The sequence below is a fragment of the Novosphingobium sp. SG919 genome (genome assembly GCF_012932495.1).
Classification (GTDB): Bacteria; Pseudomonadota; Alphaproteobacteria; order Sphingomonadales; family Sphingomonadaceae; genus Novosphingobium; species Novosphingobium rhizosphaerae.
Map to the genome: position 1 here is coordinate 302,032 of NZ_JABCNG010000006.1, position 14,152 is coordinate 316,183.

Sequence of the window (14,152 nt, forward strand, 5' to 3'; positions counted from 1 at the left end):
TCACTCCGCCGCCTCCGCCGCATCGGGCACGGCACCGAAATCCTCGGGAAAGCGGCGCAGGGCAGAGAGGACGGGATAAGGCGTGAAGCCGCCCAGCGCGCAGAGCGAGCCGAACTTCATTGTCTCGCACAAGTCTTCGAGCAGGGCGATCTCGTCAGACAGCGTGCGCGCACCCTTTCGCGCGTTGTGGATCTGCGGCAGCGCCTCCACCGCGTCCGCCGCGCGGCCCTGGCGGGCACGGATGCGGTCGATCACTTCTACCCCGCGCGTGGAGCCAAGGCGGCAGGGTGTACATTTGCCGCAGGATTCGGCGGCGCAGAACTGCATGGCAAAGCGGGCCTGCGCGCTCATGTCCACGCTGTCGTCGAACACGGTAAGGCCAGCGTGGCCGATCAGGCCATCGGCGGCGGCAAAGCTTTCATAGTCGAACGGCAGATGGAAATCGGCGGGCGGGTGGTAGGCGCCCAATGGCCCGCCCACCTGCACCGCGCGCACCCGGCGGCCCGATGCGGTGCCGCCGCCGACAACCTCGACCAGTTCGCCCAGGGTGATGCCGAAGCCTACTTCGTAAAGCCCGCCATACTTCACGTTGCCCGCGATCTGGATCGGCATGGTGCCCTTGGACCGGCCGAAGCCGACATCGGCATAGGCGGCGCCGCCGTTTGCCACGATCCACGGTACGGCGGCGAGCGTCAGCACATTGTTGACCACGGTGGGCTTGCCGAACAGGCCTTCCAATGCCGGCAGCGGCGGCTTGGCGCGCACTTCGCCACGCTTGCCTTCCAGACTGTTGAGCAGCGAGGTTTCCTCGCCACAGACATAGGCGCCGGCACCCACGCGCACCTCGACTTCGAATGGGGCGATATAGGGCCGCGCGGCTTGCGCGGCGGCCTGCATCTTGGCGATGGCATGGGGATATTCGCTGCGGATATAGACATAGCCCTTGGCCGCGCCCACGGCATGGGCAGCAATCGCCATGCCTTCGATCAGCATGAAGGGATCGCCTTCCATCACCATGCGGTCGGCAAAGGTGCCGCTGTCGCCCTCGTCGGCGTTGCAGACGATATACTTGGGCGCGGCAGCAGCCTTGGCCACTGTGGTCCACTTGATCGCGGCGGGAAAACCCGCGCCACCCCGGCCGCGCAGCCCCGATGTCATGACTTCGGCGATGGTCGCTTCGGGCCCGATCTGGCGCGCCTTGGCCAGGCCGCTCCAGCCGCCGTGGGCCTCGTAATCCTCAAGGCTCAGGGGCCGGGTCTTGCCGGCGCGGGCAAAGGTGAAGCGCTGCTGGCTGGCGATGAACGGATGATCGGCAATCGGGCCGATGCCCTTGTCACTGCTGCCGGCCAGCACGGCCGCCGCGTCGGCGGGTTCCAGCGGGCCGAAGCCCTGCCCGTCGATCTCGGCCAGCGGTTCGAGCCAGTGCATGCCCCAGCTGGACACGCGTTCCACCGTGCACCCCGCCGCTTCGAAAGCGGCGGCCACGGCATCGGCACCGCAGGCCAGGGCCAGCGCGTCGTCAGAAATGCGCACGACCGTCATGCCCACATTCGTCATACCAGGCCTCCCACCAGGGCGCCCAGCTTTTCAGGCGTCAACCGCGCGTGGAGCGTATCGCCCACCATGACGTTCGGCCCCACGCTGCACAGCCCCAGGCAATAGACCGTTTCCACCTTCACCGGACCATCGGCCGGCAGCCGTGCGGCCAGCGCTTCCACGCCGCGTGCCTGGCAGCTTTCGGCGCGGCACAGCTTGACCACCGGGCGCGGTTCGGGCCGGGTGCGGAAATCGTGGTAGAAGCTGACGACACCATGCACTTCGGCGCGGCTGAGGTTGAGCGCATGGGCAATCGCCCGCTCTGTATCCTCGCTCACATGGCCAAAGACGGCCTGCACATCGTGCAGGATCGGCAGCAGGGCGCCTTCGCGCCCGGCGTGGGCGGCAAGGATCCGGTCCAGTTCGGCAGGTTCGGTCATGGCCCGAAATGTCGCGCAGGAGGCCGGCAGCGTCAAATCGAATTGCGCGAAGTGTGATAGAGAATGTCTATCAAACCGACAGCGCCCGTGCCACGTCGAGCGCGGCGAGAGCCAGCGGTCCCATCGGCTGGCGATCGAGCACCACCAAACCCAGGCGGCGTGCCGTTTCGGCGCCAGCCATGGGGCAGAGCGTGGCCCAGTCCAGCCCGGTCAGCAACGCGGCATAGCCATCGGGAATGATCGTGGCAAAACGCCCGGACTGTACAAGCGAGAGCAGCGCGACATAGCTGTCTGCCACCGCGCGCGGGGTCACGCTCAAGCCGCGCGCAGCAAACTGCGCGTCCAGGATACGGCGATATTGCATGCCCTGGTGCAAGAGGCACAGCGGCTGCGCCGCAGCCTGCGCCCAATCCATGCTCGCCGGTGTCCCTTCACCTATCTCCTCCGCCGCATCCCGCCGCGTAACGAACAGATAGCGTTCCTCTGCCAGCGGCACCGCCACGACATGGGCGGGCGGTTCGTGATCCAGGTATGTCAGCCCGGCATCGCACGAAAGCGCTTGAAGATCCTGCTCGATTGCGCGGCTGGTGGCCTGGTGCACGGCCAGTTGCAGCCCCGGATGACGGCGCAGCAGCGCATCGCCAAAGCGGCCCACCAGCGGCAGCGCGGCGGGAATTGCGGCAAGGCGAAACGGCCCGGCCAGCGGCGCCGCGGTGGCGGCCACGGCCTGCGCCATGCTGCCCATCGCGCCCAGGATCTGTTCGGCCCAGGGCAGCATCGCCTGGCCCTGCGCCGTCAGGCCGATGAAGCGGCGATCGCGCTCCACCAGCCGCTTACCCACTTCCTGTTCCAGCGCCGCCAGGCCAGCCGAAAGCGTGGGTTGCGACACCCCGCATTCCGCCGCCGCGCGGGCGAAATGGCCATGGCGGGCCAGCATCACGAAATAGCGCAAGTGGCGCAGTTGCATCGACCCGCCCAACCCCCTCGAAAATTGAGAGGACGTTTCTATCACAAATGGCACCGCAATGCATGGCCCGTGCCGTCACGAACGGCCAAGGCGGCGGGACTATCGCTTCATTTCCGTGGGAACAGCAGGCCTGAAGCGGCCGAGGTGGGACTACTAAGGGCCAACCCCGATGGGCGGCGGCACGGATCGCGCTGGCGGGGGCAATTGGGGCATGCGCAAGCGGCAAGGGATTTTCGATGAAGCCAACGGGCCAGATCGCAGCACACCAGATCACGGCGCAGGCAGCGCCGGGCATGATGCCGGCCATGGAACTGCTGGCGCGGGGGCGGCACGTGATCCAGGCAGAAGCCGACGCGCTCGATCGCCTGGCGCTGACGCTCGACGCGCGCTTTGCCGATGCGGTGAACCTGTTGCTGGCAACGCAATCGCGAGTGGTGGTCAGCGGCATGGGCAAATCAGGCCATGTCGGGCGCAAGCTGGCCGCGACCCTGGCCGCCACCGGCACGCCCGCGTTCTTCGTCCATCCGGCCGAAGCCGCCCATGGCGACCTGGGCATGATGACCGCGCACGACGCGCTGCTGGTGCTGTCCAATTCGGGCAACACGCCCGATCTGCGGCAGATCCTGGCCCATGCCGCACAGTTGGGCTGCCCGGTGATCGGCATTTGCGGCCAGCCGGATTCGGTCCTGATGCGCGCGGCCACGGTTGGCCTGGTCCTGCCCCCGGCGCGCGAGGCGTGCCCGGCCAACATCGCGCCGACCACATCCTCCACGCTGATGCTCGCCCTGGGTGATGCGCTGGCGATTGCCACCATGGCCGCGCGCGGCGTGACCCATGCCCAGTTGCGCCAGTTGCACCCCGGCGGCTCGATCGGGCTGGGCCTGGTGACCGTGGGCGAGATCATGCACCGGGGCGAAGCGCTGCCGCTGGTGCCACGGGCCATGCCGATGCGCGAGGTGCTGCTGGAAATGACCGAAAAGAGCCTGGGCATTGCCGGCGTGGTCGATCGCACCGGGCGCTTGCTGGGCGCGATCACCGACGGCGACCTGCGCCGCCATGTCCATGGCCTGCTCACTGCCCGCGCCGAAGACGTGATGACACCCGCGCCGCGCACCGTGCGCACATCGGCCCGCGCGGGTGAAGCGCTGGCCCTGATGTCGCAAGCCCAGGTTTCAGCGCTGTTCGTGGTGGAAGACCATGGATCGGACCTGCCGGTGGGCGTGCTGCATCTCCACGATCTGGGCCGGCTGGGGCTGAACTGATGGACCGACGCTGCACCACCCGGACCGGTTTTGCCGCCTGCCCCAATCCTACCCCGATGACGAAAGAACACGCGTGAACCTGCTGGGCCACTCCATCGACGTCGACGATACCGGCCGTCCGTTCCTGATCGCCGGGCCTGGCACAATCGCAAGCGAGGCGCGGTGCGTGGACGCGGCGCAGGCCTTGCGCCAGCTGGCCGATCGCACCGGCACGCTGGTGATCTTCCAGGCCGACCTGGGCCCAACTCACCTTGGCGCGCATTCGGGCCATCACGGGCTGGGGCAGGATGAAGCACTGCGCGTGCTGGAAAAGGTGCGCAGCGAAACCGGGCTGCCGGTGCTGGCCCGCGTGCACGATGCCGCGCAAGTGGCCGCCGCAGCCCAAGTGGCAGACATGCTGCAAACGCCTGGCGTCCTCGCCGGCCAGGCAGACCTGATCATGGCGGCCGCCGCCTCGGGCCGGCCGGTGAACCTGGAAAAGGGACCGTCCATGTCTCTAGCCGGCGTGGCCCGCATGGTGGGCATGGCACGCACCGCTGCCCAGGCCGCGGGCCATCGCCAAGATGCCTTCACGGTGTGCGAAGGTGGCACGCTGTTTGGCCCCGACAATCTCGTGGTGGACATGCGCAACCTGATCCAGTTGCGTGAGATCGGTTGCCCGGTGGTGTTCGATGCCACGCATGCCCTGCACGATCCGGTCAGCCAGGGCGGGTCATCGGGCGCGCAGCGCGAATTCGTGGCGCCGCTGGCACGCGCGGCGGTGGCGGTGGGCGTCGCCGGGCTGATGTTGGAAATCGACGCACAACCCGATCACGCGCCATCACGCGGGCGCCATGGGGTGTCGCTTGCGCAGGTGCCCGATCTTGCCGAAGCCTTGCTGCGCCTGGCCGATTGCGCTGCATTGGCCGCTGCACCGGCACCAGCGCCGTTGTTTGCCTGGCACCGGCGCAGGCCGGTAGCAGTGGCCTGAGCGCCATGGCCGGTTCCCCTCCCCGTTCCTCGTTAGCGGTCACCTGGTCGGTCTGGCGCGCGTTGATCCTGCGCGAGGCGCTGACCCGGCTGTTCGCCACCCGCATTTCCTGGGCTTGGGTCTTGTTCGAGCCGGTGTTCCATGTTGCCTACCTGCTCGTGCTCTATTCCGCCGTGCAAGTGCGCAGCGTCGGCAACCTCGACACGCCGGTGTGGATCATGGTTGGGATCCAGGCCTTCTTCCTGTTTCGCAAGACGGCCGACCACGTTGCCGGCGCGCCGGCCGACAATTCCGCCCTGTTTGCCTATCGCCAGGTCAAGCCGGTGGACACGCTGGTTGCGCGCGGGCTGCTCGAAGGGGCGAGCTGGCTGGTGATCACGCTGTTGCTGATCGCGTTCCTGGCGATGTGGGGCCACCCGTTCGTGCCGCAATTCCCCTTGGCCATGGCCGGCGCCAGCGCGGCAATGTGGCTGCTGGGCGTGGGGTTCGGCATGGTGGTTTCGGCCTGCACCACGATGATGCGCGAAACGCGCCAGGTGCTGCAGATCGTGCTGCGCCCGCTCTACATGATTTCGGGCGTGATGTTTCCCATCGGCTCGCTGCCGGCCGATTGGCGCGCGCTGCTCATGCTCAATCCCCTCGCCCACGGGGTGGAACTGGTGCGCATGGGGCTTTCCGACAATTACCAGGCAGTGCCCGAAACCGATGCAGGCTATCTCTTCGCCTGGGTGCTGGGGCTCTTGCTGCTTGGCCTGGCGCTGCAACTGCGGCTGGCACACAAGGTGGGTGCGCGATGATCGTGGGGCGCGGCCTGAGCAAGCGCTACATGACAGCGCACGGTGCCGGGCCGTGGGTGCTTGATGACGTAAACTTCGTCATTCCGCCGCGGGTCAGCGTGGGCATCCTGGGGGCCAACGGAGCGGGCAAATCCACCCTGCTGCGCATCCTGGCAGGGGTGGACAAACCCACGCGCGGCGCGGTGGAGCGGCATTGCCGTGTATCCTGGCCGCTCGGCTTTGGCGGCGGGCTGCAAGGCACGCTCACCGGGCGGCAGAATGCCCGTTTCGTCTGCCGCATCCATGGGCACGAGGATGACATCCCCGAACGCCTGGCGCGCATTGCCGAATTTGCCGCGCTGGGCGACCGCTTTGACGAGCCGATCCGCACCTATTCCACCGGCATGGCTGCGCGCCTGCGCTTTGCCATCTCGCTGGCGTTCGATTTCGACGTGTACATTTCCGATGAAGCCACATCGGCCGGTGACGCCAGCTTTCGCGCCCGCGCTGCCGAGGAATTCCGCCGCCGCGCCAACCAGGCCAGCGTGATCATGGTCAGTCATGATCCCGGCACGCTCAAGCGGTTCTGCACCGCCGGGATGCTGTTGCACGAAGGCAAGCTGACCTGGTTCGACCGGCTGGGCGAGGCGATCACGGCCTACAAGGAAACCCTGCCCGCATGAGCACCGAGCTTGCCTTTCCGCCGCCCCCGGCGAAACCGGAAACCGATCCTGCCCCGCCGGTTGCCCGCACGCGGCCAGCGCCCGACAGCGAGCCCGACCAGGCATTCCAACCCGGCGTCCCCCCCCCATCGAGCGATGAAGCCGCGCCGGCCGTGCCGCTGGCCGGCCCACGCCGGCCCGCAAGCGGCACGCTGGTGCCCCCTTCGCTACCCCGCCGGCGCTGGCGCGCGGCAAAGGTGCGCAACCTGGTGCTGGGCCTGGCGGGCGCGGCAAGCCTTGGCGCCACGGCCTATTGGTGCCTGATCGCGTCGGATCTCTATGTCTCGGAAACAGACGTGGTGGTGCAACGGGCCGACATGGGCGCCATCGATCCCGGTGGCTTGGGCGGGCTGCTTTCCGGCCTTTCCGGCGCTGGCAATCGCAATGACCAGATGCTGCTGCGCAACCACCTGCTGTCGCAGGACATGCTCGCCCGGCTCGATGCCAGCCTGCATTTGCGTGCCCATTATGCCGATCGCCGGCACGATTGGCTGTCGCGTCTTTCGGCGCCCGACGTGCCGCTAGCCCGCTTTCGCGACTATATGAAAGCGCGGGTGAAAGTGGATTACGACGACAACCAGGGCGTGCTGCATGTGGAAGCCAGCGCCTATGCCCCCGGCGTGGCGCAGGCGATCGTGGCTGCCATGCTGCGCGAAGGCGCTGCGTTCATGAACGCCAACGACCATCGCCTCGCCCAGACGCAAGTGGATTTCCTGGCCGGCGAGGCGGCGCAGATGGGCCAGCGCAACGAGGCCGCGCGCAAGGCGGTGCTCGATTTCCAGAGCAAGGCCGGGATGGTTTCGCCCGATGGCACGCTGGAGGCCGTGGCCGGCACGATCACACAGCTGGAATCGCGCAAGAGCGCGCTGCAGACCCAGCTCGGGACGCTGGAAGCCTATCTCGTGCCGGCCCATCCCGATGTGGTGGCCGTGCGCCAGCAGATTGCTGCGATCGACGCCGAACTCGCCCGCGAACGGGGCCGCGCCACATCGTCGGATTCGCAGGCGCTCAACCGCCGCGCCGATGCCTTTCGCCAATTGCAGCAAGAGGCGCAGTTCAGCCAGTCGCTGTACCAGACCACCTTGGCCGCGCTGGAAAAGGGGCGGATCACCGCGATGCAGGCGATGAAGCAGATTTCCGTGGTCCAGGCGCCCACCCTGCCCGAATACCCCGCCCGCCCACGCCGGCTCTACAATTCCCTTGCGTTCACCCTGGCCGCTTTCGTCGTGGCAGCGATCCTGCTGCTGCTGGTGTCGGTGGTGCGCGACCATGTCGACTGAATTGCAACCCTAAGGAGCGCCACCATGCGCCGTGATTGCCATTCCATGCCCAGCCGCGGCCGGCTGGCGCTGGGCCTTTCGCTTGCCTTGCCCCTGCTGGCTTCGCCCGTGCAGGGCTCAGCCCAGGGGCTGCCGCCCGGCCTGGTCAGCCAGGTCTTGCAGAATGCCGACCCCACCACCCTGGCCACGATCGCCAATGCCATGGGCAATGCCGGCATGGGCAATGGCGGCAGCATGCCCAGCGTGCCATTGGCCGTACCGACCGCCAGCCCGACGTCGCCGCCGGCGGCTCTGGTCGATGCTGGGGCACCGCCCGTTACCCCCGGCGCGGCACCGGCGGCCAGTTATGCCGCCAATGCGGCCAGCCCGGTGTTTGGCGCGCAGCTGTTCACCGGTGCCTTTGCCCGCACGGGCGCAGCCCATTTCAACCCCGATTACGTGGTCACGGCGGGAGACCGGGTGGTGCTGCGGCTGTGGGGAGCGTTCCAGTTTGCCCAGGTGCAGACGGTGGACCCGCAAGGCAACGTGTTCCTGCCCAATATCGGCCCGATCCACCTGGCCGGCGTGCGCAACCAGGATCTGCAACGGGTGGTCACGGGCGCGGCGGCCGCGACGTTTCGCAGCAACGTCTATGTCTATGCCTCGCTGGCCGAAGCGCAGCCGGTGCGCGTGTTCGTGGGCGGCTTCGTGCGGCGGCCGGGGCTTTATGACGGCACCAGCATGGATGGCCTGCTGCATTACCTGGACGCAGCCGGCGGCATCGATCCCGATCGCGGCACTTTCATCGATGTGGAGGTCAAGCGCGGCGAGCAGGTGCGCGCCCACGTGAATCTCTACCAGTTCCTGTTTCGCGGGGTCATGCCGCCGGTGCCGCTGGGCGATGGCGACGTGATCTTCGTCGGGCCGCGTCAGCAGACGGTGAGTGTGCTGGGCCTGGCCAACAATGCCAACGTCTTTGAATTTCCGCGCAATGCCCACCCCACCACCGCCGATGTCATGTTGCTCGCCGGGCCGCAGCCATCGGCCACGCACATGCGTATCACGCGTAACACCGGGCCGGTGAAGAACGTGGATTATCGCCCGCTCGCCGATGCCGGCGCCCTGCCAGTTGGCAATGGCGATACCATCGAATTTACCGCCGACAAGAAGGCCGGCACGATCACCGTGCGGATCGAGGGCGAGCATGAAAGCCCGCAGGAATATGTGCTGCCCTATGGCGCGCACCTGGGCGATCTGTTGCAGCAGATCCGCTTTTCGCAGCGATCGGATGCGGGCAGCATCCAACTGTTCCGGCAGAGCGTGAAGGACCGGCAAAAAACCATGCTGGACGCCAGCCTGCACAGCCTGGAACAGGCCGCACTGACGGCGCGATCGGGCACCAACGATGAAAGCCAGTTGCGCCGCAACGAGGCCGACCTGATCCTGCAATGGATCGACCGCGCGCGAAAGGTGCAGCCGCTGGGCCAGGTGGTGATCGGCCAGGGCCCGGCGCGCGACGACCTGCTGCTGGAAAACGGCGACCTGCTGCACGTGCCCACGCGCGATGGCCTCGTGCTGGTTAGCGGCGAAGTTCTGTTCCCCAATGCCGTCGCCTGGCAACAGGGCCTGGACGCCAATGGCTATGTCAGCCGTGCAGGCGGCTATACCCAGAAAAGCGCCGCGCGCCGTATCGTGGTGGCCCACGCCGACGGCAGTTTCGAGGAAGTTGCCGCACAAAGCCACGCCGTGCGCAGCGGCGATGACCTGCTCGTGCTGCCCCGCATCGACACAAAATCGCGCCAGATCCTCAAAGACATGACGCAGATCCTCTACCAGATCGCAGTGAGCGCCAAGGTTGTGCTGGGGCTTTGACCAACGGGGTTTGGCGCGTTCTGCCTACAGGCAGCAATCGCACCCCGTTGCAGCGCAACGGTCCTTGCCGGGAACTGTGAGCAGAACCATTCGACCTATTTGCAATCATCATGCGTCAGGCAGCATCCCGAACGCTAGGCATGCGTCTCTTTGAAGAGTGACCCTGCCCATGTCCCTGATTGCTGAGCGTCATGAGACGGCCGACCGGTATTGCCGCGCCGGGGTGGTTGACCGCACGCTGCACGTGCTTCCCCCCTTCGGCGCCAGCTTGTCATGACCCGCTATTCTGCTGCCCATTGGGGCGTCTATGAGATCAACGCCGGGGCGGGCGATGATGCGCCGCACCTTTCGCCGCTGCGCGCCGACCCCGATCCCAATCCCATCGGGCTCGACCAGTTGGACGACAGCATGACCCGGCTGCGCATCGCCCGCCCGGCCGTTCGAAAAGGTTGGCTGGAGGGACGAAAGCGCGCGGGACGCGGCGAAGAACCGTTTGTCGAGCTCTCCTGGGACGAAGCGCTGGACATGACCGCCGCCGAAATAGCGCGGGTACGGCATAACCATGGCAACGAGGCGATCTTCGGCGGCTCCTACGGATGGGCCAGTGCCGGCCGCTTTCACCACGCGCAAAGCCAACTCCATCGCTTCTACAATGCGCTGGGCGGTTATGTGCGGAGCGTAGACAGCTATAGCCTGGGCGCGGGGCGGGTGCTGATGCCGCATATCGCCACCAGCATGGACGAAAGCAACGCCTCCCATACGAGTTGGGACGTGCTGGAGGCGCATTGCAGCCTGTTCGTCAGCTTCGGCGGTGTCCCGCTCAAGAACACGCGCGTCTCTTCCAGCGGTGCTGGCCGTCATCGTGCGCGCGCTGGCCTCAAGCGCCTGCGAGAAGCCGGCGCACGGATCATCAACATTGGTCCGGTGGGCGATAATCTGGGCGACGGTGATGCAGGGGAATGGATTGCCATCCGCCCCAACACCGACACGGCCATGATGCTGGCACTGGCGTGGGTGGTGCTGCACGATCCGCTGTTCGACCGCAGCTTCCTGGACAGTCACACGGTCGGCTTCGACATCTTCCGCGCCTATCTGCTGGGACAGGCGGACGCCACGCCCAAAACACCGCAATGGGCAGCGGCGATCACGGGCGTCCCCGCGGCTCGCATCGCCGCCCTCGGCCATGACCTGCTGCGCCATCGCACCATGCTCAATTGCGCCTGGGCGTTGCAGCGCGCCGCGCACGGCGAACAGCCATTCTGGGCATTGGTGGCGTTGGCCGCAATGGTCGGCCAGATCGGTCTGCCCGGGGGCGGCTATGGCCTTGGCTATGGCGCGATGAATGTCATGGGCAGCGCCCACCCGCGCCTGCCCGGCCCGGTCTTTCCGCAGGGGCGCAACAGCGTTGTAACGTTCATCCCTTGCGCCCGCATTGCCGACATGCTGCTGCATCCGGGGGAGCGCTTCACCTATAATGGCGGATTGCACAGCTATCCAGATATCCGCTTGGTGCATTGGGCCGGTGGCAATCCCTTCCACCATCACCAGGATCTGAACCGGCTTCGGCAGGGATGGGCGCGTCCGGATACGATCATCGTGCAGGAACAGCATTGGACCCCGGTCGCGCGGCAGGCCGACATCGTCCTGCCTGCAACCATCTCGCTGGAACGCGACGATATCGGCTTTGCCACGCGCGAAGGGCTTTTCGTGGCCATGCGCCAGGCCACGCCGCCGCAGGGGGAAGCGCGCGATGATCACGAAATCTTCGCCGCTCTCAGCCGTCGTCTTGGCGTGGAGCAAGCCTTTACCGAGGGGCTAGACACGACCGGCTGGCTTCGCCGCATCTATGGCGAATGCGCGGAAAAGATCGCAGCCAACGGGATCGACCTGCCCGACTTCGATCAATTCTGGGAAGACGGGCTGATCGATCTGTCAGTCCATGACGCCCCCCATGTGATGCACGCCGATTTCCGCGACGATCCGCGCGCGCATCCACTGCCGACGCCATCGGGCAAGATCGAAATCTTTTCGGAGCGGATCGCCGCTTTTGACCTTCCCGACTGCCCCGGCCATCCCGTGTGGCTCGAGCCGTTCGAGTGGCTTGGCCATGAAAAGGCCGAAACGTATCCGTTGCACCTGCTGTCCGATCAGCCCGAGCGGCGATTGCACAGCCAGCTTGACGCAAGTCCTTATAGCAGAGCGGGAAAGGTTGCCGGGCGCGAGCCGGTCTACCTCAACCGTGCCGACGCGGCCGCGCGCGGCATCATCGATGGCGATCTGGTCGAATTGTTCAATGATCGGGGCCGCTGCCTTGCCGGCGCGATCCTGAGCGACGCGATCATGCCGGGCGTCGCGCGGCTGGCGACCGGCGCCTGGTTCGATCCCGGCACGGACCTTGAACGGCATGGCAATCCCAACGTGCTGACGCTCGACCGGGGCGCCTCGGGCTTGTCCCAGGGGTGCGTTGCGCAAACCTGCCTGGTCCAGGCGCGGCTGTTCGCAGGAGAACCGCCGCCCGTGACGGTGTTCGATCCGCCGCCGATCGCGCAACGCGATGGCAACCTCTAGAACCGGGAACTTTCGGCGCCAGATCAGAAAGTTGTCCAAACAACCTTGTTGCGCGCCGCGCATGACAAATTCTTCATGGAACTCCACCGCCCTTCCCACGCTGTGTCGCGACGAAGGAGATAGATGATGCGCAAAGGTCTTGTTCTGATTGCCGCCTTGGCCACCGCCACCCTTTCCGTCCAGCCGGCCATGGCCAAGGGCTGCATCCGGGGTGCCGTGGCAGGTGGTGTGGCCGGACATTTCGTGGGCAAGGGCCATGCCCTGGCCGGTGCGGCGGCGGGCTGCGTGGTGGCGCATCATCACTATGCCAAGAAAGCGCGGGCCCAAGCACAGGCAGGCCATCCCGGTTGAAGATCACCCCCGATCGCCGTGACGCCGCGCTGGAGGCACGGCGCGCGTTGAAGATGGCGCGGTCGGTCCATGCCTATGTGCGGGGCAACACGGCGCAGTTCTACCAATGGCTGCAAGCCTCACCCGCCATGGCGCATATACCGGCTGGGCCGGACGTGTGGATTTGTGGCGACTGCCACTTGGGCAACCTGGGCCCGCTGGCTGATCGGCACCACGATTTTGCCATCCAGATTCGCGATCTGGACCAGACGGTGATCGGCAACCCGGCGCTCGATCTCATTCGCCTGGGACTGTCGCTCGAAACCGCCGCACGCAGTTCCGACCTGCCGGGCGTTGTCACCGCGCAAATGCTGGCGGCGATGATCGATGGCTATGCCCGCGCGCTGTCCCCCGAAACCGAAGACGACCCGACCGAGCCCAAGGTGGTGCGCGCCGTGCGCCGCCGCGCTGCGGGCCGCCGGTGGCGGCATCTGGCCAACGAGCGGATCGATGGCCCCGCCCCCACGCTGCCGCTGGGCAAGCGGTTCTGGCGCCTGGCCGATCACGAGCGTGATGCGGTGGATGCGCTTTTTGCCGATTCGCACGTGCGAACGCGGGCCCTGGCGCTCGCCGGCTATGGCGAGGAAGGACACCTGCGCGTGCTGGATGCGGCCTATTGGCGCAAGGGGTGCAGTTCGCTGGGCCGCTTGCGCCATGCCGTGGTATTGGGCGTGCGCGCCGACAAGCATGGCCCCGAATACCTCGCCTTGGTCGATATCAAGGAAGCCATTCCTTCAGTGGCGCCAGCAGCGCCGGGGGCGACCATGCCATCCGATCCCGCGCAGCGCGTGGTCGCTGGCGCCCGCGCGCTGGCGCCCAACCTGGGCGAGCGGATGATCCCCGCCCACCTGCTGGGCAAGTCTGTGGTGCTGCGCGAACTGGCACCGCAAGACCTCAAGATCGAGGTGGCACAATTCTCGCGCCGGCAGGCGGTCGCAGCAGCATCTTACCTCGCCTACATCGTCGGCATGGGCCATGCCCGGCAGATGAGCGATGCCACGCGCTACGCCTGGCGCGACATGCTGCTGCCGGACCAAGCACAGGCCGATGGGCCATCCTGGCTGTGGCAAACCGTGGTCGACCTGGCGGCGCGGCACGAGGCCGGCTACCTTGAGCATTGCCGCAACCTGATGTGACCGGCCCGCCGGCTGCCTGCCTTCCGACCAGATAGTCCATCCTGCGCCGTGACGGCAGATTCGCCACACGTCGCGCTTTCTCGACCGGGCAAGGCGAGGATGCGCTTTTGGCGTGTTCCGGCAAGGATTGCGCGGCCCAAGGCCGCTTGAAATGCCGGCGCGCTCGCCGGTCTGCTCCGAAACGAAAGTAAATACTGAGTATTTGTGCGGATAGTGCATTTCGCGGCGGCGCGATTCATTGCTTCCGGAGGTTT

Annotated in this window: 12 protein-coding genes; 9 read left to right on the plus strand and 3 right to left on the minus strand. The window is 66.8% G+C overall.

The annotated features are described in order from the left end of the window. The 3 genes from FHT19_RS21545 to FHT19_RS21555 form a co-directional block, all read right to left on the minus strand. Entirely contained in the window at positions 1-1,542 is a 1,542-nt protein-coding gene (locus FHT19_RS21545; RefSeq protein WP_169476860.1) for an NADH-ubiquinone oxidoreductase-F iron-sulfur binding region domain-containing protein, read from the minus strand. 11 nt (positions 1,543-1,553) lie between these two features. Further along, the gene (locus tag FHT19_RS21550; protein ID WP_169476744.1) at positions 1,554-1,976 is read right to left on the minus strand and encodes an NAD(P)H-dependent oxidoreductase subunit E; all 423 of its coding nucleotides are present in this window, start codon (positions 1,974-1,976) and stop codon (positions 1,554-1,556) included. 70 nt (positions 1,977-2,046) lie between these two features. Beyond that, positions 2,047-2,943 carry a LysR family transcriptional regulator gene (locus FHT19_RS21555; protein WP_169476745.1) on the minus strand — a complete coding sequence of 299 codons (897 nt, stop codon included), beginning with the start codon at positions 2,941-2,943 and terminating at the stop codon, positions 2,047-2,049. 236 nt (positions 2,944-3,179) lie between these two features. On the opposite strand from FHT19_RS21555, the gene FHT19_RS21560 reads away from it, so the two are divergent. The 9 genes from FHT19_RS21560 to FHT19_RS21600 all read left to right on the plus strand — a co-directional run bounded on the left by FHT19_RS21560 (position 3,180) and on the right by FHT19_RS21600 (position 13,898). Continuing rightward, positions 3,180-4,205: a KpsF/GutQ family sugar-phosphate isomerase gene (locus tag FHT19_RS21560; protein WP_248290594.1), complete on the plus strand. Its 1,026-nt coding sequence runs from the start codon at positions 3,180-3,182 to the stop codon at positions 4,203-4,205. Positions 4,206-4,278: 73 nt separating this feature from the next. Further along, positions 4,279-5,175 carry a 3-deoxy-8-phosphooctulonate synthase gene (locus tag FHT19_RS21565; protein ID WP_248290595.1) on the plus strand — a complete coding sequence of 299 codons (897 nt, stop codon included), beginning with the start codon at positions 4,279-4,281 and terminating at the stop codon, positions 5,173-5,175. 5 nt (positions 5,176-5,180) lie between these two features. Then, a complete protein-coding gene (locus FHT19_RS21570; RefSeq protein ID WP_169476746.1) occupies positions 5,181-5,972 on the plus strand; it encodes an ABC transporter permease in 792 nt (263 codons plus the stop codon). Continuing rightward, a complete protein-coding gene (locus tag FHT19_RS21575) occupies positions 5,969-6,634 on the plus strand; it encodes an ABC transporter ATP-binding protein (RefSeq protein WP_168556249.1) in 666 nt (221 codons plus the stop codon). The genes FHT19_RS21570 and FHT19_RS21575 overlap by 4 nt, the downstream gene beginning before the upstream one ends. Then, a complete protein-coding gene (locus FHT19_RS21580; RefSeq protein ID WP_169476747.1) occupies positions 6,631-7,953 on the plus strand; it encodes a chain-length determining protein in 1,323 nt (440 codons plus the stop codon). The genes FHT19_RS21575 and FHT19_RS21580 overlap by 4 nt, the downstream gene beginning before the upstream one ends. A gap of 24 nt (positions 7,954-7,977) precedes the next feature. Beyond that, positions 7,978-9,804, plus strand: coding sequence for a polysaccharide biosynthesis/export family protein (locus FHT19_RS21585; RefSeq protein ID WP_211185029.1), 1,827 nt, complete (start codon positions 7,978-7,980; stop codon positions 9,802-9,804). 273 nt (positions 9,805-10,077) lie between these two features. Next, entirely contained in the window at positions 10,078-12,372 is a 2,295-nt protein-coding gene (locus FHT19_RS21590; protein WP_169476748.1) for a molybdopterin-dependent oxidoreductase, read from the plus strand. A 126-nt stretch (positions 12,373-12,498) separates the two neighbouring features. After that, complete coding sequence (locus FHT19_RS21595; protein ID WP_168556246.1) at positions 12,499-12,723, plus strand: hypothetical protein; 225 nt, start codon at positions 12,499-12,501, stop codon at positions 12,721-12,723. Further along, the gene (locus tag FHT19_RS21600; protein ID WP_282436454.1) at positions 12,720-13,898 is read left to right on the plus strand and encodes a DUF2252 family protein; all 1,179 of its coding nucleotides are present in this window, start codon (positions 12,720-12,722) and stop codon (positions 13,896-13,898) included. Before FHT19_RS21595 ends, FHT19_RS21600 begins: the two co-directional genes overlap by 4 nt. Positions 13,899-14,152: the final 254 nt, after the last annotated feature.